Source organism: Winogradskyella sp. (assembly GCF_045105575.1).
Lineage (GTDB): Bacteria > Bacteroidota > Bacteroidia > Flavobacteriales > Flavobacteriaceae > Winogradskyella.
Map to the genome: position 1 here is coordinate 16,756 of NZ_JBGCDQ010000042.1, position 24,508 is coordinate 41,263.

The following is a 24,508-nucleotide window of genomic DNA, read 5'->3' on the forward strand; positions in this document are numbered from 1 at the left end:
ATTTGAGTACTCCAATAAAGAGTTTCAAAACCACGAAGGTATAAGTTTCTATCAGTTAAAGTAGCAATTTTGTTGCGTCAAACGGTTTTGTACCGAAGAAATATCAGTGCAAATAAAGTACCGACTTAATGGCTATTTTAAAACCATATCCAAATAAGATATCACAGTCTCAAAACCTTTGTCTGTAAAATAATCAGAAGGGTTATTTTGTGAAGCGACTAAAATAAAATCACCTCCCCAAGCACCAAGACTTTTTATTGCGCCATCAAAATCTGAGAATAATTGTGTTTTAATAGGTTTTTGTTCAATCAGATTGGAGATGATCGTTTCGTGCTGAACCATTAAGCTTTGAAATTCTGAAAGTGATTGGCAAGCAACCATAGCAGCAGTAATGGCATTCAAATCTGAAATAATACTCGGGCTAATTTTTGCTAAAGTTTTATAAGCCGAAATACCATCTCTGCTATTCTGTTTCTGATTCAAATACACAAAATAAAGCTGTTGTTTAAAGTTAGGTTTAAAATTAACCGTGTTGACCAATGGACTTGGTTCAGTATGTAATTGAAACGTTATTGCAGAGTCGTTTTGCGCACAAGCAATATCATATCCACTACCACCAAACGTTTGCTCGAGTAATTGATAAGCATCTACATTGGCCCAATTCGCAATATTATTAATTAGCGTTGAAGACGTTCCTAATCCCCAAAGTCGATTAAAATCTTGATGTGTTGTAACATCATAACCTTGATTGGACGCTAAAAATTCAGGATTTAATTTTTGTGCAGCTTTCAGTATGGCAATAAGACGTTTAGAAATGTCATTATTTAATACTGATGTAACATGAAGCGTCGAAGTGTTTTTGATAGCATACACATCTTCAAACCAAACCTTGTCCAATTCATCATAACTCTTCCAATTAATTACATGAGAATGGTTAGCAACAACGTTCAAACTTTGTCCATATTTTGTGGGAATTGCCAAAGCATTTGCACCATCTAAAACAGCATATTCTGCGGTTAGTAATAGTTTTCCGTTACTTCTATATGTTTGAGGTTTTTTGTTCAAAGTTTAATATTGACGATTTAAAATTTTGGTTGTTTCATCTTTCGCAGCTTAGCGCCTTCGCGAGAAACAATCAAAGTATATCTGGTTTCTTTAATTTAACCTCTAAGCGCACTTATCGCATCTACAACAGCGCTATGAGTTACCACATTGGTTTTAAAATGCGCAACCAATTGTTTCTTTTCGTCGTCTGTAGCTTCAAACTGATTTAAGATATTCATGAGATGCATTTTCATATGGCCTTCTTGAATTCCTGTAGTCGTTAAGGATTTTAAAGCTCCAAAATTTTGAGCCAATCCTGCAACGGCAACAACTTGCATCAAGTCTTTGGCTGTCGGTTTTTGTAATAACTCCATTGAAAATTTCACCAAAGGATGTAAACTGGTTAAGCCACCAACGGTTCCTAGAGCCAAGGGAATTTCAATCCAAAATTTAAACATACCATTATCAATTGTACAATGCGTTAAGCTAGAATAACTACCATTTCTAGAAGCATACGCATGCACTCCAGCTTCAACCGCTCTAAAATCGTTTCCTGTGGCTAAGACAACAGCGTCAATACCATTCATAATACCTTTGTTGTGGGTCACAGCTCTGTAAGGTTCAATTTCTGCGATACTGACAGCTTGCTTAAATTTTTCCGCAAATTCTTCGGGATTTGGAATGTCCTTGCTTTTTAAAGCTTCAATCTTACAAGACACTTCTGCTCTTACCAAACATTGTGGTACATAATTAGAGAGAATGCTCATCACGATAGTAATAGCTTTTTCTTCTACATTAAAACCTTCAAATTGTAACGCTTCATTTTTAAAAGTCGTGGCAAATTGTTCTAAACACGAATTTATAAAGTTGGCACCCATCGCATCTAAGGTCTCAAACGTGGCATGAAGTTGATAATAATTTGGAAGTTGTTCAGATTTATTTCGCAATTCAATATTTAAAATTCCACCACCTCTGCGTTCCATATTTTTGGTAAGTGCAGCTGTGTCACTAATAAGTTTGGATTTTATGTTTTTAAAAAATGTTTCAAGCTTAGTAAAATCCCCTTTGTATATAAAATGTACTTGTCCTATTTTTTCGGTTGATAACACTTCAGCCTTAAAACCACCACGTTCTAACCAAAATTTAGCAGCTTTACTTGCGGCTGCCACAACGGAACTTTCCTCAATAGCCATTGGTACCGCATAGAAAGTTTCATTAATCTTAAAATTAGGTGCTACACCTAAGGGTAAATAATAATTGGTGATGGTGTTTTCAATAAACTCGTCGTGTAACTTTTGAAGTTTTTCGTCAGAATTCCAATAACGTTGCACAAGGGTTCTTGCACTAGCCTTATCTGAAAAATAAGTATCTAAAAGCCATTCGATTTTTTCAGATTTTGAAAGCTTGGAAAAGCCAGAAATGGTATTTGGCATATGGGTTTTAATTTTTGAAAAAACAAAGATACTAGGATTGGAATAAAATGACTACATTATGGCTCGCAAATGCCGATTTCCTAATAATAATTGCGATTTTTTGCGTAATTTTTAGTAAACTTGGCAATACTATTTTGATATATGAATTTAAGATCCATTACAGCTATTTTTGGCTTTTTATTGACCTCATTAGTTTTTTGTCAGGAAAAACAAATCACACTTCAAGACATTTGGTCTGGTACCTTTAGAACGGAAGGGATGCAAGCGTTGCATTCCATGAAGAATGGTAAACAGTATTCTGTTTTAAATTTTGATAGGCAGACCAGAGTGTCAACCATTGATGTGTATGAATATAAAACTTTAGAAAAAGTAAAAGCCTTAGTGTCTTCTGCGGATATAGCAGAGATTCAAGGTTTTTTTGATTATACGTTCAGTGAAGATGAATCTAAACTGATATTAACTACAAAATCAGAACCTGTTTTTAGACGTTCTACCTTAGGTGAATTTTATGTTTATGATATCGCTTCAAAAAATGTCATTAAAATCTCTGACGATTTAGTGCAAGAACCCACTTTGTCACCAGATGGAACTAAAGTGGCTTACGGATTTGAAAACAATTTATACGTTAAGGATTTAACGTCTGGAAACCTGAGTCAAATCACTACAGATGGCGAAAAGAATAAAATAATAAACGGTATTACGGATTGGGTGTATGAAGAAGAATTCAGTTTTGTAAGAGCGTTTGATTGGAATGCAGACAGCGACCAAATTGCGTTTATAAGATTTGATGAATCTGACGTGCCTGAGTTTTCAATGGATGTTTACGGTTCGGAGTTGTACCAAACGCAACATGTGTTTAAATACCCTAAAGCTGGTGAAGCCAATTCTAAAGTGTCTTTGCATTTGTATGATTTAGGCTCTAAAAGTTTGAAAGATTTAAAAGTAGATAAAGTCTACGAAGAATTTTACATTCCAAGATTAAAATGGACCAATGATGCTAATGTGTTGAGTGTTCAGTTGATGAATCGTCATCAAAACGAATTAGATTTATGGATTATTGATACAAAGAGCATGAGGTCTAAAAACGTATTAGCAGAAACGGATAAAGCTTATATCGACGTGACCTTTAATTTAACTTTTTTAGAAGATAATAGTTTTATTTGGACGAGTGAGTTAGATGGTTACAATCATGTGTATCATTATGCAAAAGATGGAAAACTCATAAATCAAGTCACAAACGGCAATTGGGAAGTGACCAATTACTATGGTTTTAACGAAAAAGCAAATACAATTTATTACCAGTCCACAGAAAACGGATCTATCAATAGAGATGTCTATGCTATTCAATTAGATGGCAAAAATAAAAAGCGTCTCACTGAAAAAGAGGGTACAAATAGTGCGTCTTTTAGTGCAGACTTCACCTACTTTATCAATACATTTTCCAGTGCAACCACACCTCAAAAATATACCTTACATAATGCTAAATCTGGTAAATTGATAAAAGAAATCAAGGATAATGAGACTTTAGAAACGGCTTTGAAAAGCTACGTAATGTCTGAAAAAGAATTTAGCACTATTGCTGTTAATGGCAATGATTTAAACATGTGGACCATTAAACCAGCTGATTTTGATGCCACTAAAACCTATCCTTTATTTATGTATCAATATTCTGGACCAGGCTCACAGCAAGTCGCGAACCGTTGGAATGGCGCAAATGATTATTGGTATCAGATGTTAGCACAACAAGGATTTATTGTGGTTTGTATTGATGGGAGAGGTACAGGTTATAAAGGTGCTGATTTCAAAAAAGTGACACAGAACGAATTAGGTAAATACGAAATTGAAGACCAAATTGAAGCCGCAAAAAAGCTTGGTCAGTTAAATTATATTGATGCATCACGTATTGGAATTTGGGGTTGGAGCTATGGAGGTTTTATGAGTAGCAACGCGCTTTTTAAAGGAAATGATGTTTTTAAAATGGCAATAGCTGTGGCACCTGTTACAAGTTGGAGATTTTATGACACGATTTACACGGAGCGTTACATGACTACACCTCAAGAAAACCCTAGTGGTTATGATGAAAACTCACCCATAAATCATGTAGACAAACTTAAAGGCGATTTTCTGTTAATACATGGAACAGGTGATGATAACGTCCATGTTCAAAATACCATGCGAATGGTAGAAGCTTTAATTCAAGCCGACAAACAATTTGAATGGATGATTTATCCTGATAAAAATCACGGGATTTATGGAGGAAATACAAGACTTCATTTGTACAAGAAGATGACGGATTTTATTCATCGTACTTTGGGTGATAAACAACAATAAAATATAACTAGAATTTTACTAACTAATAATACTTATTAATATAAACTTTATGGCAAACGATACACATTTAGATAGTCAGAAACAGATTTTTGGACATCCTATCGGATTATATGTTTTATTCTTTGTTGAAATGTGGGAGCGGTTTTCATACTATGGTATGCGTGCAATTTTGACACTATTTTTAGCGGCTCCTATTATAATGGGTGATCCACAATCTGGATATGGTTGGTCTAACGCAGAAACATTATCGTTTTATGGAACATATACCATGTTTGTTTATTTGACTTCAATTCCTGGAGGTTGGATAGCAGATAAGTTTATTGGTCAAAAGAAAGCTGTAATGGTTGGCGGTTTATTACTTTGTCTTGGTCATGGAATTTTGGCTGTAGATGCACAATGGGCATTTTTTACAGGACTAATTCTTATTGTTATTGGAGTTGGTTTTTTGAAACCAAATATTTCAACAATGGTTGGTGGACTTTACAAAAGAGGAGATGATAGAAGAGACAGAGGATTTTATATTTTTTATATAGGAATTAATTTAGGTGCTTTTCTTGGTGCGTTGTTAGTAGGTGTAGTAGCTGCTGAATATGGTTGGCATTATGGTTTTGGTTTGGCTGGAATTGGAATGGCATTAGGTCAAATTATGTATATGGTTGGTCAAAAACATTTGGTGGGTGTTGGTGAGTTTTTAGGAGGCAAAGATTCTCCTGATAAGGAGTTAATTAAAAAACCATTAACAAAAATCGAAAAAGATAGGATGTTAGTTCTGTTTTTGTCGTTTTTAATTATTATCGTGTTTTGGGGAGCGTTTGAGCAAGCGGGTGGTTTATTAAGTTTATATACCGAACAAAAAACGGATAGAATGTTATCTTTTTCTCTACCTATGATTGGTAATGAGATACCTGCTGCAGTTTTTCAATCTATTAACGCGTTCTTTATTATTGCTCTAGGAACTGTCATTGGTAGCTTTTGGTATAAATGGGGTAAAAAAGGTAAAGAATCATCGTCATTATTTAAAATGGCAATTGGTGTTATTATTATGGCATTTGGATTCTTTTTTATGAGTAAAGCAGCTACTGAAGTGGTAATGGACGGTGATCAAATCATTGAGAAATCTGCTATGATATGGTTGGTTTTAGCATATTTATTTCATACAATAGGTGAATTATGTGCATCACCAGTAGCCTTATCTTTTATTACGAAATTAGCACCACTTAAATATGCTTCATTTATGATGGGTGCGTATTTCGCAGCTACTGGTCTTGGAAATAAAGTTGCAGGCTTTGTAGGTGGAATGTCCGAGGGTGCCGGAGAATTTCAGGTATTTACGGGTATTGCCGTCTTTTGTACGATTTTCGGATTGTTAATAATTGCAGTACTAAAACCTTTAAAACGTTTAACTCACGGAGCAGAAGATAATGAGCAAGAAATGCTCGAAGCTGAACCATACGAAATATCAGATCCAGATATTAACAATTAAAATAGAATCAACTCTAAACCCTTACAATTTAATTTTGTGAGGGTTTCCCTATTAACTAAATGAATTATTTATGAATACAGATATTGAAAATCTATTTAAAGACAAGGTTATTGGTCATCCTGCAGGACTATTTGTAATATTTTTTACAGAAATGTGGGAACGTTTTTCATTCTATGGAATGAAAATATTATTAGTATTATTTTTAACAGCTCCTTTCTTAAGCGATAATCCTGGATGGGAATGGTCTAGAGAAAATGCCTTGGCATTGATTGGCACATATTCGTCACTATTATATTTAACACCGATTGTTGGTGGTTGGCTAGCTGATAAAATAATAGGTTATAAATGGGCTGTAATTATTGGCTGTTTTATAATGATGCTTGGTCATGCTTTTATGGTTTTTGAGACGCCTTGGTCTTTATACTTAGGTTTGGCTCTGTTGGTCATTGGTACAGGTTTTTTTAAGCCAAATATGACATCGATGATTTCTGAAATGTACAAAGGAAAGGAATCCAAAAAAGATGGAGCATACACCATTTACTATATGGGTGTTAATGCTGGTGCATTTTTTGGAATGATGTTATGTGGTTATTTAGCAGAAAATTTAGGGTGGAGTTATGGATTTGGTTTAGCAGGAATTTTTATGCTTGGTGGCCTAATTCAATTTTGGCTGGCAAAAGATCTATTTGGTATGATAGGGGAAAGACCATCAAAAATTCACGAAGTAGAATTGCCTCAGAACATCAATGAAGAAGGTCCTAAAGAGCATAACGAGAATGAGGTTACAATAAAGTTAAATCCTTTTACCGCTCTAGATAAAATATTGATTGTATTATCTTCAATAGGTGGTGTGCTTTATTTGTTTAATGATCCAATGTCTAAAATTGGAAATATTAATTTGTTAGATTTTAAAGTTGGTAGTTTAGATGGGTCTAATTTTACCGTTTTACTAGCTTTAGCACTATTTTTATATTTAATTACCTCTAGAATATCTAGATACAATCCATTTGTAAGAGATAAAATTATTGCTGTTTCTATATTTGGAATATTTACTGTGTTTTTCTTTGCGGCTTTTGAACAGTCTTTAGGTTCAATGACTCTATTTGCTAGAGATTATACAGATCGCGTTTTAGTAGGATCTTCAGCAACTGTATTTAAAGTTATAGATTCTATACTAACGGTTGTGCCATTGGTTTTAATCACTTGGGTGTTATATCTACTATTTAAGAAAACATACTCTAAAATTCCATATTCTAATATTATTTTGGGATTAACGTTTGTGTTTTTATGGTATGTGGTGTTTTATAAAATCAGCAATGAATTTAGCAAAGATACTACTGAAGTTGGGGCATCTTGGTTCGGAATTTTAAATTCGTTTTTTATCATAACACTAGCACCTGTATTTTCTAAGTGGTGGGAAAGTAAATACAATCCAAGTGTAGCAATGAAATATGGAATTGGTCTCGTATTATTAGGTCTTGGATTTGGTGTTCTAGTATTTGGAACAATGGGAATTGAGCCAGGCGCTAAAACAGCTTCTGTGAGTATGATATTCTTAATTCTTGCTTATCTACTTCATACAATGGGCGAATTATGTATTTCTCCAGTAGGATTATCTTATCTAAGTAAGTTAGTTCCGGGAAGAATGATTGGTTTTATGTTTGGTATATGGTATTTAGCTATTGCTATAGGTAATAAAGCCGCTGGTTCAATGGGTGGAATGATTGATAAAATTACGGCGGAATATTCATTAAGTACATTTTTTCTGATTTTTACTTTAGTACCTGCTGGAATTGGTGTTGTGTCAATGTTGCTTAATCCATTACTTAAAAAATTAATGCACGGAGTTAAGTAGTAATAAACCGTTAAATAAATATAAAAATGCGCTTTAAAAAGAGCATTTTTTGTAAGTTCGGCGCACTTATTGCAACAAATCGATTATGATGATTAAAAATATAACCTTAGGACTAATTGCCGTATTTGCGTTTTCTTTAACAGCAACTGCGCAAGAAATTAATTGGGTCACCATGGACGAAGCTTTAGAACTTCAGAAAAAAGAACCTAAAAAAATATTTATGGATGTCTATACCGTTTGGTGTGGGCCTTGTAAAATGTTAGATAAGAATACCTTTGGCAATAAAGATGTTGCAGATTATATTAACGAACATTATTATGCTGTAAAATTTAATGCAGAAGGAAACTCAACAGTAACTTACAAGGACAATACGTTTAGCAATCCTAATTATGATGCTACTAAAGCGAATAGACGGAATAGTGCGCATGAATTTTCGAGATTCTTAAAAGTAAGAGCGTATCCGACGATGGTGTTTTTTGATGAAGAAGGAGGTTTTATTTCACCAATTCAAGGCTATCAAAAACCGCAACAGCTAGAGTTGTACTTAAAGCTTTTTGAAAGCGATGCCTATAAAGAAATGAAAACTCAAGAACAGTTTAATGAATATTACAAAGCCTTTAAGCCAGAGTTTAAAGAGTAGTATAATTATGCCATAGAGGATTAAGAACCTTTGTTTTTGAGATAAATTTTTGCGAAAGTTAAAACAGAATCCCTAATAAGCACAACTCAGTTTTATCAGTTAAGAACAATCAAGTCTTTGTTCTTGTTTCTAAAAGCGCAGCGGTCTTAATTCTTTTTAATCCATCTATTCAATCAAAAAAGCACCCATTTCATTCGTTTGATGAAACCGAATATTCCGTTTTCGACACGTCTCCTTCCAACGTTTTAAGTAAGATTTGTAATTACTAGCATCAGCAATGATTTGTTGTGGTTGCAAACTATCGATAACACGATTAAGATTCAATCTTGGGGAATTTCGTAATAAAATATAATCGGGTTGAAAAGATATACCCTTGTAAACAGCCAAGCTATCGATAGTCAAAATCGTTTTGTTTTCATATTGATAAACCGATTGCAGACTATCAGCAACAATGTTGTTAATCGCTTCTCCAACTTTATAATTTTTTATGGCATAATCTGATGCTAATTTAACCGTATCTAAATTATGATATATAATTAACTTATCAGTCTGTTTTTTACCAATTATAGAATAACGACTCTTATTAAAGATGATAAAAGCATCATTTTGAGTTTGATGTTTATTATAAAAAGAAACGCTTTGAAACCCTATAATTGCGATTAAAGTGAGTGCCGTCCATTTAAAATTTTGGAACTTATAAACCTGAACTAAACACGTAATTATGAGATATGAAAAAATAACTTGAAGTATCGTAAACGGAATATCTCTAAATAGAAAATCTTCAAACTTCGCCACCCAAGCTATGAAAAGATTCAAGCTATCTATAATGAAACTGTAGGAAATAACAAGAAATTCAGGTAAGACATTCAAAAGAGCCAAAGCAATAACCAATAAACCAAAACCTAAAATCACGCCTAAAAACGGAATCACAACAATATTAGATATAAAAAATAAGCCAGGAAATTGATGAAAGTAAAACAAACTAATAGGCACAACACCAGCTTGTGCGGCGAGGGTTACCGTAAATATTTGCCATAACTTATCAGGTAAAATGTATTTGGGTTTCCAAAGTTTGTAAATAATGGGTTGCACACTCACGATACCTAAAACCGCCAAATAACTCATTTGAAAGCCTACAGAAAATAGAAATGTGGGTTTAAAAAGTAAAATGAAAAATGCAGAAATCACCAAAGTATTATAAATATTTGTTGGTCGTTTTAAATGCATGGCAATACTAATAATGCTAAACATGGTTACTGCTCTTGTAACAGAAGGCGATAATCCAGCAATTACTGCAAAACTCCACAGAATGGTGACTAAAACAAACGGTCTAATAACATTTCCATATTTAAGATAGAGTAGTGGTCTAAAGACAAAGTTTAGAATCCAAAGAATAAGACCAACATGCAAGCCTGAAACAGCCAAAATATGAATAGTGCCAGAGTTGACATAATTATTATAAATGGTTTTATCAATATTTTGACGTTGACCAAGTAAAACTGCATTCATAATACTGAGCACGTCTTTTTTGAATCCTGCTGCAACAAGTCGTGTATTAATTGTTGTTCTTAGCTGATCCGCATAACCATAAATCGTAGACTTTGAATCCGAAAGTTGTAACAGCATATCCGAATTCAAATAGAGTTGGTGATATACTTGTTGTAATTCAAGATACTTGCTATAATCAAACTGATAAGGATTTAATGGTTTTTGAATGGTTTGTAGCGCTGTTGAAGTGTAAAATTCGTCATCAACTAGTATGGGATTCGAGAGGCTATCACGTTTTACATTAATCAATAAATGACCAAGAGCAGCCTTGTCGTTAAATGATTTTAGGGAAACAATATACTTATCGTTATAAGCATCGGGTTTGAGTCGTTCTTTAATTTGAAAAACAATAGCATTAGCAGTTTCGGAATCTTTAAGGTGCGTATAATGTTGAGGTCTTAGGGTTTCATCTTGAATGTGATATGAAGTGATGCCAACACCAACCATACAAACGTAAGCTAAGATTCCAAATAAAGGAGAGCGACTAATTTTCGATCGCAGTACAAACCAATACCCACCAATTAGAAGCGTTAAGCCAATAGTAGCATATAAAATTATGTGGAAATTAAGCGTTAAAACATGCGCTAGTAAAATTCCAGCGACCAAACAAAGGGTTAATTTTATGATGGTAAAATTTAGTAACTTCATGGTTTTGAGTTACTAATATAAATAAAAAGTATTTACAACACACGTCGCGCTTGTACAAAAGAGAAGTACCAATATTTTTCTGCTAAGGAAGAAATCATAACACCTCTGCTACTTGAGGCATGAATAAATTCGACACTGCCAGTTCTAACACTGGTAACAATACCGACATGATTCACCTTTCTGCTATTTTTCTTAGTTGCAAAAAACAACAAATCCCCAACGTTGACTTCTTTAACGTCTACCCAATCTCCAGTGCCTTTGAGTCCGGCTGTGGTTCTAGGTAAATTCACATTGTGCTTTTTGTAACTTGTATAAATTAATCCAGAGCAATCCATGCCTTTTTTAGTCGTGCCACCATATTTGTAACGTGTGCCATCAAAAGTTTTAGCGTATTTTACTATGGTTTCAGCTTCAGCAGAAGGTTTTGCCGTGGTATTAACTCTTACAGTATGTGTTTGCTTTTTTTTACTTGAAGACGTTTTTTTGGATTTACAGCTGCTTGCAAAGAAAAGTAGTAATAGTATTGGTAATAATCGTTTCATCAGTTAGATCAATGTTTGATTTTAGTCGTTGGAATTTGAAATTTATTTTTTGGAATTTGAAATTTTAGAAATAATCAACTCAGCCGTCTTATCACTAGCTCCACGTCCTCCCAATATTTGTTCCAATTCATAATAATCCAAAAAAAGTTGTTTTCGTTTTTCCGAATCTAAAATTGCAGTTAGTTCCTTTTTAAGTCGTTTTTTATTCAAATCACCTTGAATTAATTCCGTAACCACTTCTCGATCCATAATTAAATTCACTAATGAAATGTATTTCAAAGTGATAATACGTTTGGCAATTTGGTAAGAAATGGCATTCGCTTTGTAGCAAACGACTTGTGGTACTTTAAATAAGGCGGTTTCTAATGTCGCAGTTCCAGAAGTCACTAAAGCTGCAGTTGAGATGCTTAATAAATCATAGGTTTTATTAGAAATAAAGCTAATATTATCTTGTTTTATAAACTGCTTATAAAACTCAAAATCTTGACTCGGAGCACCAGCAATTACAAACTGATAGTCCTTAAAATCATTCACTAAACTGAGCATTACACCAAGCATTTTAGTAATTTCTTGTTTACGACTTCCTGGCAGGAGTGCAATAATGGGCAAGTCGCTTAATTGATGTGCTTCTCTAAATACATTGCCATTAACTTGTTGTCGGTCGGCAATAGCATCAATTAAAGGATGGCCAACAAAATGAACGTCATAATCATATGTTTTATAAAAGTCTTTTTCAAAAGGTAAGATGCAATACATGGCATCTACATCGCGTTTTATTTTTTCTACACGACTGGCTCTAGAGGCCCAAACTTGAGGCGAAATGTAATAATGTGTCTTATAGTTGAGTGCTTTTGCCCATTTGGCAATTCTGAGATTAAAACCAGAATTATCAATAAAAATAATCACGTCTGGTTGAAATGTTTCAATATCACTTTTACAGAATTTTATATGACCTAAAACCTTTCTAAGATTCAGAATCACTTCTGCAAAACCCATAAACTGACGTTCTTTGTAATGCATTACAAGTTCGCCGCCAACAGTCTGCATAAGGTCTCCTCCCCAAAATCGTATGTGAGCCTTTTCGTCTTGCTTAAACAAGGCTTTCATGAGATTAGAACCGTGCAAATCGCCTGAGGCTTCACCAGCAATGATATAATATTTCATTTTTTTAAAGTCAGTTTTACGAGTATCTTTTGGTTGTTTTTTTATTTAAACTTCATCTTCATCTTCATCTTCATCTTCATCTTCATCTTCATCTTCATCTTCATCTTCATCTTCATCTTCATCTTCGACTTCATCCATTCAATTCCCAAGTATTAAGCGTTTGTATGGTGTGGTGCGCCGTTAAATCGAAATGTACAGGCACCACGGAAACATAACCGTGTTCTAAAGCCCATTCGTCCGTGTCTTCGCCTTTATCCATATTTACAAAGGTGCCAGTAAGCCAGTAATAGTCGCGACCCATCGGATTGGTGCGTTTGTCAAATTCTTCTTTCCAGTTGGCGCGTGCTTGTCTGCAAATTTTAATGCCTTTGATTTCCTTTTTTTCAAGGTTCGGAAGGTTCACATTCAAAACCACACCATCAGGCAAACCATGTTCCAAAACTTGTCTGGTAATGGTTTCTATAAAAGAGGTGCAATGTTCAAAATTAGCATTCCAGTTATAATCTAAAAGTGAAAAACCTATCGCAGGAATCCCTTCAATACCAGCTTCTAATGCCGCACTCATCGTACCCGAATAAATAACGTTTATAGAAGAATTAGAACCATGATTAATGCCAGAAACGCAAATATCTGGTCGTCGGTCTAAGACTTCATTAACGGCGAGTTTTACACAATCAGCAGGTGTGCCAGAACAACTATATTCGGGTTGCTTTCCGTCTATCGTCACTTTTTCTATGTGTAATGTTGAGTTAATTGTAATGGCATGTCCCATAGCACTTTGAGGGCTGTCTGGCGCAACCACAACAACATCTCCAATCTTGCGCATCACTGCAATTAAAGTTCTAATACCAGGTGCTGTGATACCATCATCATTGGTAACTAAAATTAAAGGACGTACAGACATGTTATTTATCGATTTATTGAGTTGTAAAAATAGTAAAAAGGGATGGTTTTATGTATTATATCGCCTTTAACAAAAAATTAGTCCCACTATTTTTTATGGCACGGTTTTTTCATCTATTTTAGTGAAAAATTGAGAATCTACAGAATTCGAAACAAAATTTTAAAAAAATGAATCACGTTAACATGGATTCTAAATGTTGAAATTTAATTAAAGTAGAATTCAAGTTGACCAAATTGAAAAATAAAAATAAAAAATGAAGGGAAATTATAAGTTTTTACTACTCGCGTTATTGATTGCTTTTGCATCATGCAGTTTTACTACCAAAAAATTTGAAGATCCAGATAAAGATAAATTATTGATTCAGTTGATTACCTATCTTTTAGATCAAGGTCATTTTGACCCAAAAGATATTAATGATGAGTTTTCAGCGAATGTTTTTAAGGACTATATCAATAATTTAGATCCATTTAAACGGTATTTTTATGAGTCAGATATTCAGGAATTTGAAGCTTACAAGGATAAAATAGACGATCAGATTAAAGCTTACGACGTGTCGTTTTTTAATTTCACTCACGAGCGATTGTTGCAACGTATTGCAGAATCTAAAGTGATTTATACCGATATTTTAGAAAAGCCATTCGATTTTTCAAAACAAGAATCGTATTCAGCCGATTACGAAGAATTGGAGTTTGTTTCTAAAAAACGCGACATGAAGGAGCGTTGGAGACAACAACTCAAGTTTTCTACTATTGCTAATTACGATGATGTGGTCTCTCAAGATGATTCTGAAGAGAAAGCGAAAACTGAAAAGAAAAAATCATTAAAAGAAATGGAATCAGAGGCACGATTAGCGACTAAAAAGTCACTAGACGAACTATACGATTACATCGAAGATAGAAGACGAGAAGATTGGTTTTCAGTCTATATCAATGCCATTGTTGAAGAGTTTGATCCACACACCTTTTATTTTGCACCAGAAGATAAGGAACGTTTTGATAGAGATATCTCAGGTAAATTTGAAGGGATTGGCGCGCGTTTACAAAAGAAAGTAGATGGCATTATGGTTAATGAAATTATTAGTGGTGGACCAGCTTGGAGGGCTAATGAGTTAGAAGTAGGTGATCAGATTCTTAAAGTGAAACAAGAAGATGAAAAAGAACCAATTACCGTTGTTGGCATGCGTCTGGACGATGCTATAAAGTTTATTAAAGGACCAAAAGGCACAGTGGTGACTTTGACATTAAAGAAAGTTGATGGTACCATACAAGATATTTCTATTACCAGAGATATCGTAGAAATAGAAGAAACATATGCGAAATCATCCATCGTAGAAAAAGATGGAAAGGCTTTTGGTATTATTAATTTACCAAAATTCTATATCAGTTTTGAAGATTATAACGAACGAAATGCAGCTTCGGACATTAAGAAAGAAATCTTAAGATTGAAGGAACAAGGTGTGGAAGGCTTAGTGATGGATTTAAGAAATAATGGTGGTGGATCGCTTCAAACGGTCGTTGATATTGCTGGATTATTTATAGAAGAAGGTCCTGTAGTCCAAGTCAAAACCACTGGTGAAGCAAAAGAAGTCCTAAGTGATAAAGATAAATCTATTGTTTGGGATGGCCCTTTAGTCATTTTAGTGAATGAATTATCTGCTTCGGCTTCAGAGATTTTGGCAGCAGCTATGCAAGATTATAAACGTGGCATCGTCATAGGAAGTAAACAAACTTATGGTAAAGGCACAGTACAAACTGTGATGGATCTTAACCGAATGGTACGAAATAATACCAAAGGCGATATGGGAGCGTTGAAGTTTACGACTCAGAAATTCTACAGAATAAATGGTGGTTCTACACAATTAGAAGGTGTAAAGAGTGATGTTGTGGTGCCAGATCGTTACAGTTATATTGATATCGGAGAAAAAAATCAGGAAAATCCATTACCTTGGGATAAAATTGATGCTGCCGATTATGATGTCTGGGAAAATTACTTTGATTACGACACTACCATAAGTAAGAGTAAGGCACGTATGGCTGCTAATGAGCAATTAAAATTGATTGATGCCAATGCGCAATGGGTTAAGAAAATAAGAGATCGTGAAAACTATTCTTTAAATTACGAGGATTATAAAAACGAAATGCAAATTAATGAAGAAGGGGCGAAGCGTTTTTCTAAGCTATCAGAATATCAAACCAACTTAACATTTAATTCATTACCATACGAAATTAAATTAATGGATCAGGATACGGTGTTAAAAGAAAAGCGTAACCGTTGGCATAAAGCTTTAGCAAAAGATGTCTATGTAGAGGAAGCGATTAATGTACTTCATGATTTAAAAATGACGTACGCTATAAAAAATAATGTGGCTAATTCCGTTAAGAATTAAAAGATTAACTTATTAATTAGCAATGGTTCTTAGGTCATGTAATTAGCCTTGTATCCTATTGCGATGTTGTGTGGATTGTCCCTTGAAGGGACTCTAGGGCTGCTATTTTGAGACAAACCTAGATATTTTATGAAAAGTAATAGTAGCGAATATTCAAAAATGTCTAATCCTAATAATTCACTAACAAGTTTAGCGCTTCAAAAGTTCAGAAAGAACTTTTGGGGCGTTTTTAGTTTGTCTATTATTGCGCTCATTGGTATGGTTTCTATTTGCGCTTATGTGTTTGCTCCAGATGCTTCAAAAAACGCAAACCAGATGCATTTGTCTATCCATTCAAAAGCACCAGGTTTTGAGGTTCAAATGCTTACTATTCCATCTGGTATTACTTCAAATCAACACTTCTTTTCTAAGCTATTCTTCGGTACAACAAATACAGATACAGAACTTCCCATTCAATCTTACGAGATGAAGAATGAGGCTTTGCACTATGTAGAATATGCGGCTGACGGTTTGCAAGGTTTAGAAAAACAAATCGATTTATCACGATTCCCTGATTCAAATTATAAAGATTATATAGATCAAAGGCACTTTGTTTTTGGTACAGATAAATATGGTCGCGATTATTTAAGCCGTGTGTTAATTGGTTCGCGGATTTCTTTTTTTATTGGTTTTGTCGCTGTTTTTATATCGTTAATCGTAGGACTTTTAATGGGAAGTTTAGCGGGTTATTATGGTGGAAAAGTGGATGCCTTCATCATGTGGATTATTAATATTACCTGGTCCATACCAACGTTGTTATTAGTGATTGCCATTACTTTAGCCTTAGGGAAAGGGTTTTGGCAAGTGTTTATTGCAGTAGGTTTAACCATGTGGGTAGAAGCGGCAAGAGTAGTGAGAGGCCAAATTATAAGCGCGAAAGAAATGCAGTACGTTACGGCAGCAAGAGCATTGGGTTACAACGACTATAGAATCATTACCAAACACATATTACCCAATATTTTTGGACCTCTAATTGTAATTTCTGCGGCCAATTTTGCGGCTGCCATTTTAATAGAAAGCGGATTGAGCTTTTTAGGTATTGGTGCACAACCACCAATGGCAAGTTGGGGAGCGATGATTAAAGATCATTACAACTATATTATTTTAGGGAAACCCTATTTGGCATTAATTCCAGGGTTTTGCATCATGCTATTGGTAATGGCTTTTATGTTGGTTGGTAATGCGCTTAGAGATGCTTTGGATGTGAAGGGCTAATTGATTAATTCTGTTTAAGCTCCGCAATCTCATCATTAGTCTTACCAATAAATCCCAAAACCTCATCTTTTCCAATACTTTTAGAAGAAGACGTTACAAAATAAGGTGGTAATTCTTCCCAAGTTTGCAGTAATACTTCGCAATACTCGTCCACTTGTCGTTCAATGGCTTTTGGCTTCAATTTATCGGCTTTAGTAAAAATAATACCAAAAGGGATTTCGCTTTCACCCATATATTGCATAAATTCTAAATCGATGGGTTGCGGTTTATGTCTAATATCTACTAAAACAAAAGCAGAAACTAATTGTGTGCGTTGCTCAAAATAGTCCGTTATAAATTTCTGAAATTTCTTCTTAGACGATTTTGAAACACGTGCATAACCGTAACCTGGTAAATCTACTAAGTACCAGCTATCGTTAATTATAAAATGATTGATGAGCTGTGTTTTCCCTGGTCGTCCAGAGGTTTTAGCCAAACTCTTTCGATCGGTAAGCATATTTATTAAAGAAGATTTGCCCACATTACTGCGACCTATAAAAGCATATTCGGGTAAATTATCTTTAGGACATTTAGTAACTTCAGAATTACTAACTACAAATTCAGCTGATTTTATTTTCATCTCTAGTTCCCGTAAAAACGTGAATCTCATTTTTTAATTCCAATCTTATTCATTTCTTACAAAAGTCGTTCAAAAGCACGATGACATTTTCTTCAATGAGGTAGGTAGGAAAGGTATAGTTAAACTTTTTGTGATCTTTGTTTTGCGTCTTAGCGCTTTTGTGAGAGATTTTTAATTTCAGGATATTAAAACTCACGCTTCAAAAGCCAAGCACTCAAAATCTTATTAAATTCTTCAGGATGCTCCATCATTGCAGCATGCCCACATTTATCAATCCAGTGCAATTCAGAGTCTGGTAATAACTCATGAAATTCCTCAGCAACTTCCGGTGGAGTCACTGTATCATTTTTCCCCCAAATAATACAAATTGGAGTCGTCATTTTAGGTAAATCTTTAGCCATATTGTGCCTAATGGCACTTTTGGCAATCGCTAAGGTTTTTATAAGTTTATTTCGGTCATTAACGGTTTCGTAAACTTCGTCCACTATGTCTTTTGTAGCCACTGCAGGATCATAAAAAACATCTTGTGCTTTCTTTTTAATCACTTCATAATCACTACGTTTTGGGTAACCGCCTCCCATAGCACTTTCGTAAAGACCTGAACTTCCTGTAATAATAAGCGCTTTAACTTTTTCTGGATAGAGTTTGGTATGGTACAACCCAATATGACCTCCAAGGGAATTGCCTAATAAAATAACATTATCTAAACCTTTATACTCAATAAAAGCTTTAAGGTAGTTGGCAAAACTTTTAACATTCGTTTTTAATAACGACATGTCGTAAATAGGTAATTCAGGTATTAAGACCTTGTAACCATTAGCACTAAAGAAATTTGTAACAGCACTAAAATTACTGAGTCCACCCATTAATCCGTGTAACACAATAATTGGTGTGCCTTCTCCTACTTCAATATATCTAAAATCCTTTTCTTTTTTTAAAAGGTGTGCCATTTACAAGTTAGTGCTTATGTGTTGAAAACAAATATAACCAAATCCTTTAGAATATAAATAATATCAAGAAAATAACAAATTTTTTTGTGCGTGTACGGTTTAATACAGCGTTGTTAACAATTCCCACTTAGGTCATCTTCGCTTAAAAGTGGAATTCATTGCGTTTTAAATAAATCATATATATTCTAATTCAAAACTTATCAACAAATGTGGTAAGAAGTGGTAAAAAGTGGTGTTTTTTTCAATATATTTGAAACTTAATCGTTAGAAAAGAAACAAAAAGTCTTTTGAATTCATTTATAGGAACATACGAATGTAAAGCTGATGCCAAAGGAAGGTTGATGATACCTGCTGTCTTAAAAAAGCAGTTGTCGTCCGCTTTGCAAGATGGTTTCGTTTTAAAGCGTGCTGTTTTTCAGCCGTGTTTAGAGTTGTATCCGATGTCTGAATGGAATAAAATGATGGAGAAAGTAAATAAGCTCAATCGTTTTAAGAAAAAGAACAATGATTTTATTAGGCGTTTTACGGCTGGTGTTAAAATTGTGGAAGTCGATAGTGCTGGTCGCTTATTAATTCCGAAGGATTTAATTAGTTTTTCTGGTATTAGTAAACAGGTGGTTTTGGCTTCAGCGGTTAATATTCTCGAAATCTGGGATAAAGATAAATACGAACAAGCTATTGATGATGCTGCTTCAGATTTTGCCGATCTAGCAGAAGAGGTGATGGGACAAGAGGATGACGAAAATGGATTATCATAATGCTGTATTACTCAATGAAACCGTTGATGGTTTAGCGATTAAGTCAAATGGTGTTTATGTAGATGTCACATTTGGAGGTGGAGGACATAGTCGAGAAATCTTATCCCGACTTGGGCCTGAAGGAAAATTATACGCTTTCGATCAAGATAAAGATGCTTTAGAAAATAAAATTGACGATGACAGATTTATACTTATCAGTGAGAATTTCAGATTTGTAAAACGGTTCTTAAGATTTTATGGCGTGAAGGAAGTCGATGGAGTTTTAGCAGACTTCGGAGTGTCATCGCATCAGTTTGATGTCGCCGAACGTGGTTTTTCTACACGTTTTGAAGCTGATTTAGATATGCGAATGAACCAAGAAAGTAAGCTTTCAGCTTTTGAAGTCATTAATAATTACGATGAAGAGCAGCTCAAAACCGTTTTGTTTCAATATGGTGAACTAAGGAACGCGCCTGCCATGGCAAGAGCGATTGCTGAAGAACGAAAAAATTCTGAAATCAGAACAAGTGAGCAGTTAAAAACCGTTTTGAAATCCTTTTTGAATCATCAGCGTGAAAATAAAGTGCTAGCACAAATATATCAAGCTATCAGGATTGAAGTGAATCAGGAAATTGAAGCTTTAAAAGAATTACTAATTCAGACACCAGAAATATTAAAGAAAGACGGTCGATTGAGTTTTATATCCTACCATTCTTTAGAAGATAGGTTGGTAAAGCGCTTCATCAGAAATGGCTTATTTGAAGGTGAGCCAGAACGCGATATGTTTGGAAATTTTGAAGTGCCTTTGAAAAAAGTAGGTGGACTCATTGTTCCATCTCAAGAAGAAATTAAAAAGAACAATAGAGCCAGAAGTGCGAAGTTGAGGATTGCGAAAAAAATATAATCGTCTGGTCACTGAGTGTCGGTCACTGAGCGAAGTCGAAGTGAGTTGAATTGACGAGAGGCAAGTCAAAGTTGTTTAAATTGAAATTAGAAAACCTAGTCTAGCCTGCAAGATTTTAAAAACCTAGCAGGTATGAGCAAAAAATAAAACAATACCACAGAAAAGCATTCGTGTATTCGTGGTAAAAAAAAAGAGATTCCTGCCTACGCAGGACGTGTGATGAAAAAAAACATATACAGCATATTAAGGGGTAAGTTTTTAATCAGTGATGATTCGTTCAAAAATTGGCGCATTATCATCTTTATTTCGGTGTTGGCTATAGTGATGATTGCAAGTTCGCACAGTGCAGATCAAAAAGTCTATGAAATTGCAAGATTGACGAATGAAGTAAAAGAATTACGTTCAGCATTTGTAGATAAACGAGGAAAACTGATGCAGCTTAAAAAAGAGTCGTTTGTAGAAGCAGAAATGAAAGAAAAAGGGATTGAAATTTCATTAAATCCACCAACAAAAATAATAGTAAAATCACAACAAGAAGAGTAAGTTTTGGCAGTCACAGAAACCAACATATTAAATAGATTATACTTTGTCGCAGGCTGCATGTTTGTCTTCGTATTGGCTGTAGTCTTTAAGTTGGTGAGTATTCAATTTATTCAAGGCGACAAATATAGAGCACTTGCAGAAAAGAGTACGACAAGAGATTTTCCGATTCCAGCAAATCGTGGTAATGTGTATTCTGCTGATGGTAGTTTGTTGGCGACTTCAATTCCTAAATATGATATTAGAATTGATGCAGTTCAGGCAAAAGATGCCACATTCGAAAAGTATATTAATGCTTTGGCAGATTCCCTTCATGAGTATAAAGGCAAGCCAGCTTCTTATTATAAAAATACCATTAGAAAAGCACGAAAAAACAAAAACAGATACTTCCTATTAGCACGAAACATTAGCTATTCAGATTACATCCGAATGCGAAATTTTCCTTTGTTAAACCTCGGAGCAATTAAAGGTGGATTAATTGTGGAACAAACCACAAGACGCGAACATCCTATGGGAGGCATTGCGGAGCGCACCATTGGTTACGAGCGTGAAGATGAAAACGGAAACGTTACAAGGCCTGGCATCGATGGTGCGTTTGGAGTCAAATATTTACAAGGTAAAAATGGCAAACGACTTAAGCAAAGAATAGGAAATGGACAATGGAAGCCCATAAGAGATGTTAATGAAATTGAACCACAAGATGGTTATGATGTTTACACAACTATCGATGTAAATATTCAAGATATAGCCCATCATTCACTTTTAAAACAATTAGAAATTTACGAAGCAGATCATGGCTGTGTGGTGGTTATGGATGTAAAGACAGGCGAAATTAAGGCGATTTCTAACCTAGGAAGAAACAAAAAAGGAAAGTATTACGAGCGTTTAAATTATGCGGTTGGCGAGAGTCACGAGCCTGGCTCTACATTTAAAGTGATGGCAATGATGGCTGCTTTAGAGGATAAGGTGATTGATACAGCAACGGTTATTGATACAAAGAAAGGAAGAAAATCGTTTTACGGTCGTGTCATCACAGATTCGGGTAATGGTTTTGGTGAAATTTCTGCGGCTAGAGCTTTAGAGGTATCGTCTAATATTGGCTTGGCAACCATAGTTGACGAACATTATTCAAAACAACCAGAGAAATTTTTAAAACGATTAAATGATTGGGGACTGAATAAAACGTTGGGTGTTTCTATCATTGGTGAGGGAAAACCAGATATTCCGAAGCCTGGAGCTTCAAATTGGAGTAGAAATGCATTACCATCCATGGCTTACGGTTATAATCTTAGAATGACGCCTTTGCAAACCTTAGCGTTTTATAATGCCATTGCAAATGATGGCGAATTGTTAAAACCACGTTTTCTAAAATCTGTAAAATCTTTTGATAAGGACATAAGAGTATTTCAGAAAGAAGTGCTTGTTGATAAATTATGTTCAGATAAGACCTTATCCGAAATTCAAGATATATTAAAGAATGTAGTGATTCGTGGTACAGGGCAACGCATGTATTCTGAAACATTTTCTATGGCAGGAAAAACAGGAACAGCAAGAACAGATTATGCTAATTACGAAAAATGGAAAGAAGATAAAAAATATGTATCCTCTTTTGCAGGTTACTTTCCAGCAGACAATCCTAAATATTCTTGCATCGTCGTAATTCACCAACCAAGTACAAAAGTTGGGTATTATGGAGCTGACGTTTCTGGTCCAGTATTTAAAAGAATTGCTCAAAAGATCTATACAGATACACCAATTATAGATGAAGTGGAAATGCTAGATTTTCAAAATAATATAGTCAACGAAGATTTTGAAAGTTATTACGATAACGCTCAAAAGTATAAAGAATTAATGCCAAGTGTGGTTGGGATGCCAGCTATGGATGCCATTGCTTTATTAGAAAATTTACAAGTTGACGTCAAAGTCAAATTAACAGGAAGTGGCATCATAAAAAAGCAGTCTGTAGAAAAACATCAAAAATTACAAACCAATCAAACCATTATTCTAGACGCGTCATGATGGTATTAAAAGACATATTATACAAGGTTACTATAAATGCAGTTGCTGGCAGCACGAGTATTACAGTGGGTAAAATCGAATTCGATTCACGTCAAATAAAAGATAATGACGTTTTTGTGGCGATTTCAGGAACCATTGTGGATGGTCACAACTACATAGAAAAAGCAATTGCAAATGGTGCGACAGCAATAGTTTGTGAGTCGCTTCCCGAAACGATTAAAGATGGCATCACTTATATAGAAGTTGCTAATTCTAATCAAGCGATGGCCTACATGGCTAATAATTTCTATGGGCAACCTTCCGAAAATTTAAAACTTATTGGTGTTACTGGAACCAACGGGAAAACTACCGTAACGAGTTTATTATATCAACTCTTTAAAAAAGCAGGCTATAAAGTTGGTTTGTTATCTACCGTAAAAATTATGGTCGATAATACCACTTATAAAACATCACATACCACACCAGATTCATTAACCATCAATAAGTATTTACAAATGATGAATGCTGAAGGCGCTGAGTTTTGCTTTATGGAAGTGAGTTCGCATGGTATTCATCAAAGTAGAACGGAAGGTTTAAAATTTACAGGTGGCATTTTTACCAATCTGTCTCACGATCATTTAGATTATCACAACACATTTGCTGAATACAGAGATGTGAAGAAAACATTTTTTGACCAACTGCCGAAAGAAGCTTTTGCATTATCTAATATAGATGATAAAAATGGCTTGGTGATGTTTCAAAATACTGAAGCTAAAAAATATACTTACGCTCTAAAAAACTATGCTGATTATAGAGCACAGATTTTAGAAAATGAATTTAGTGGCTTGCTATTAAAAGTGAACGAGAGTGAATTATGGACACGACTAATTGGCAATTTTAACGCGTACAACATTTTAGCAATTTACGGAACAGCAGAATTGTTAGGCTTAGATAAAGTGGAGATTTTAAGATTGATTAGTGAGCTCGAAAATGTATCTGGACGCTTTCAATATTTCATTTCAGAAGAAAAAATCACAGCCATTGTCGATTATGCGCATACGCCAGATGCTTTGAAGAATGTTCTCGAAACCATCAATAGTATCAGAACTAAAAACGAAGAACTCATAACGATTGTCGGTTGTGGAGGAGATAGAGATAAAACCAAACGTCCAAAAATGGCACATATCGCGTCAGCTTTAAGTACCAAGGTGATTTTTACAAGTGATAATCCAAGAAGTGAAGTGCCTGAAACCATAATTGAAGACATGGAAAAGGGCGTTGAGCCGCAAAACTTTAAAAAAACCCTATCCATAACCGATAGAAAACAAGCCATTAAAACAGCTTGTCAAATGGCTGGGTCAAAAGATATTATTCTCATTGCAGGAAAAGGCCACGAGAATTACCAAGAAATTAAAGGAGAACGCTTTGATTTCGATGATTATAAAATTGTTCAAGAGTATTTAAAACAATTGCAGAAATAACGATGAGCTTGAAGCTGGAAGCACGAAGCACCAAGAAAGAAACCACT

Annotated in this window: 19 protein-coding genes; 11 read left to right on the plus strand and 8 right to left on the minus strand. The window is 34.7% G+C overall.

Annotation, left to right across the window (positions count from 1 at the left end):
* Positions 1 to 132 precede the first annotated feature (132 nt).
* Both AB8B52_RS10270 and AB8B52_RS10275 read right to left on the minus strand, forming a co-directional pair.
* Complete coding sequence (locus AB8B52_RS10270) at positions 133 to 1,065, minus strand: GYDIA family GHMP kinase (protein WP_406027765.1); 933 nt, start codon at positions 1,063 to 1,065, stop codon at positions 133 to 135.
* Positions 1,066 to 1,160: 95 nt separating this feature from the next.
* Positions 1,161 to 2,489, minus strand: coding sequence for a hydroxymethylglutaryl-CoA reductase, degradative (locus AB8B52_RS10275; RefSeq protein ID WP_406027917.1), 1,329 nt, complete (start codon positions 2,487 to 2,489; stop codon positions 1,161 to 1,163).
* 129 nt (positions 2,490 to 2,618) lie between these two features.
* On the opposite strand from AB8B52_RS10275, the gene AB8B52_RS10280 reads away from it, so the two are divergent.
* The 4 genes from AB8B52_RS10280 to AB8B52_RS10295 all read left to right on the plus strand — a co-directional run bounded on the left by AB8B52_RS10280 (position 2,619) and on the right by AB8B52_RS10295 (position 8,786).
* Positions 2,619 to 4,808, plus strand: a complete 2,190-nt coding sequence (locus AB8B52_RS10280) for a S9 family peptidase (RefSeq protein WP_406027767.1) — start codon at positions 2,619 to 2,621, stop codon at positions 4,806 to 4,808.
* 49 nt (positions 4,809 to 4,857) lie between these two features.
* The gene (locus AB8B52_RS10285; RefSeq protein ID WP_406027769.1) at positions 4,858 to 6,291 is read left to right on the plus strand and encodes a peptide MFS transporter; all 1,434 of its coding nucleotides are present in this window, start codon (positions 4,858 to 4,860) and stop codon (positions 6,289 to 6,291) included.
* A gap of 70 nt (positions 6,292 to 6,361) precedes the next feature.
* Positions 6,362 to 8,146 carry a peptide MFS transporter gene (locus tag AB8B52_RS10290; protein WP_406027771.1) on the plus strand — a complete coding sequence of 595 codons (1,785 nt, stop codon included), beginning with the start codon at positions 6,362 to 6,364 and terminating at the stop codon, positions 8,144 to 8,146.
* A gap of 88 nt (positions 8,147 to 8,234) precedes the next feature.
* On the plus strand, positions 8,235 to 8,786 hold the full coding sequence (locus AB8B52_RS10295) for a thioredoxin family protein (RefSeq protein ID WP_406027919.1): 552 nt from the start codon (positions 8,235 to 8,237) through the stop codon (positions 8,784 to 8,786).
* Positions 8,787 to 8,951: 165 nt separating this feature from the next.
* On the opposite strand, the gene AB8B52_RS10300 is transcribed toward AB8B52_RS10295, so the two are convergent.
* The 4 genes from AB8B52_RS10300 to surE form a co-directional block, all read right to left on the minus strand.
* Positions 8,952 to 10,982, minus strand: a complete 2,031-nt coding sequence (locus tag AB8B52_RS10300) for a ComEC/Rec2 family competence protein (protein ID WP_406027773.1) — start codon at positions 10,980 to 10,982, stop codon at positions 8,952 to 8,954.
* Positions 10,983 to 11,014: 32 nt separating this feature from the next.
* Positions 11,015 to 11,524 carry a C40 family peptidase gene (locus AB8B52_RS10305; protein ID WP_406027775.1) on the minus strand — a complete coding sequence of 170 codons (510 nt, stop codon included), beginning with the start codon at positions 11,522 to 11,524 and terminating at the stop codon, positions 11,015 to 11,017.
* A gap of 42 nt (positions 11,525 to 11,566) precedes the next feature.
* Positions 11,567 to 12,688 carry a lipid-A-disaccharide synthase gene (gene lpxB / locus AB8B52_RS10310; RefSeq protein ID WP_406027777.1) on the minus strand — a complete coding sequence of 374 codons (1,122 nt, stop codon included), beginning with the start codon at positions 12,686 to 12,688 and terminating at the stop codon, positions 11,567 to 11,569.
* Positions 12,689 to 12,818: 130 nt separating this feature from the next.
* On the minus strand, positions 12,819 to 13,592 hold the full coding sequence (gene surE / locus AB8B52_RS10315; protein WP_406027779.1) for a 5'/3'-nucleotidase SurE: 774 nt from the start codon (positions 13,590 to 13,592) through the stop codon (positions 12,819 to 12,821).
* Positions 13,593 to 13,845: 253 nt separating this feature from the next.
* On the opposite strand from surE, the gene AB8B52_RS10320 reads away from it, so the two are divergent.
* Both AB8B52_RS10320 and AB8B52_RS10325 read left to right on the plus strand, forming a co-directional pair.
* Positions 13,846 to 15,978, plus strand: coding sequence for a carboxy terminal-processing peptidase (locus tag AB8B52_RS10320; protein WP_406027781.1), 2,133 nt, complete (start codon positions 13,846 to 13,848; stop codon positions 15,976 to 15,978).
* 159 nt (positions 15,979 to 16,137) lie between these two features.
* Entirely contained in the window at positions 16,138 to 17,232 is a 1,095-nt protein-coding gene (locus tag AB8B52_RS10325) for an ABC transporter permease (protein WP_406027921.1), read from the plus strand.
* A gap of 4 nt (positions 17,233 to 17,236) precedes the next feature.
* Here the strand turns inward: AB8B52_RS10325 and yihA are convergent, their stop codons facing one another.
* A complete protein-coding gene (gene yihA, locus AB8B52_RS10330) occupies positions 17,237 to 17,851 on the minus strand; it encodes a ribosome biogenesis GTP-binding protein YihA/YsxC (RefSeq protein ID WP_406027783.1) in 615 nt (204 codons plus the stop codon).
* A 185-nt stretch (positions 17,852 to 18,036) separates the two neighbouring features.
* Positions 18,037 to 18,801 (minus strand): alpha/beta fold hydrolase, encoded by a 765-nt coding sequence (locus AB8B52_RS10335; protein ID WP_406027785.1) that lies wholly within the window; start codon positions 18,799 to 18,801, stop codon positions 18,037 to 18,039.
* A 287-nt stretch (positions 18,802 to 19,088) separates the two neighbouring features.
* Between AB8B52_RS10335 and mraZ the strand changes: the two genes are divergently transcribed.
* From mraZ to AB8B52_RS10360, 5 genes are all read left to right on the plus strand, one after another.
* Positions 19,089 to 19,559: a division/cell wall cluster transcriptional repressor MraZ gene (gene mraZ, locus AB8B52_RS10340; protein WP_406027787.1), complete on the plus strand. Its 471-nt coding sequence runs from the start codon at positions 19,089 to 19,091 to the stop codon at positions 19,557 to 19,559.
* A complete protein-coding gene (rsmH, locus tag AB8B52_RS10345) occupies positions 19,546 to 20,442 on the plus strand; it encodes a 16S rRNA (cytosine(1402)-N(4))-methyltransferase RsmH (protein WP_406027789.1) in 897 nt (298 codons plus the stop codon). Before mraZ ends, rsmH begins: the two co-directional genes overlap by 14 nt.
* 219 nt (positions 20,443 to 20,661) lie before the next feature.
* Positions 20,662 to 20,985, plus strand: coding sequence for an FtsL-like putative cell division protein (locus AB8B52_RS10350; RefSeq protein ID WP_406027791.1), 324 nt, complete (start codon positions 20,662 to 20,664; stop codon positions 20,983 to 20,985).
* Between the two features lie 57 nt (positions 20,986 to 21,042).
* Complete coding sequence (locus AB8B52_RS10355; protein ID WP_406027923.1) at positions 21,043 to 23,001, plus strand: penicillin-binding protein; 1,959 nt, start codon at positions 21,043 to 21,045, stop codon at positions 22,999 to 23,001.
* Positions 22,998 to 24,461, plus strand: coding sequence for a UDP-N-acetylmuramoyl-L-alanyl-D-glutamate--2,6-diaminopimelate ligase (locus tag AB8B52_RS10360; protein WP_406027793.1), 1,464 nt, complete (start codon positions 22,998 to 23,000; stop codon positions 24,459 to 24,461). The genes AB8B52_RS10355 and AB8B52_RS10360 overlap by 4 nt, the downstream gene beginning before the upstream one ends.
* Positions 24,462 to 24,508 lie beyond the last annotated feature (47 nt).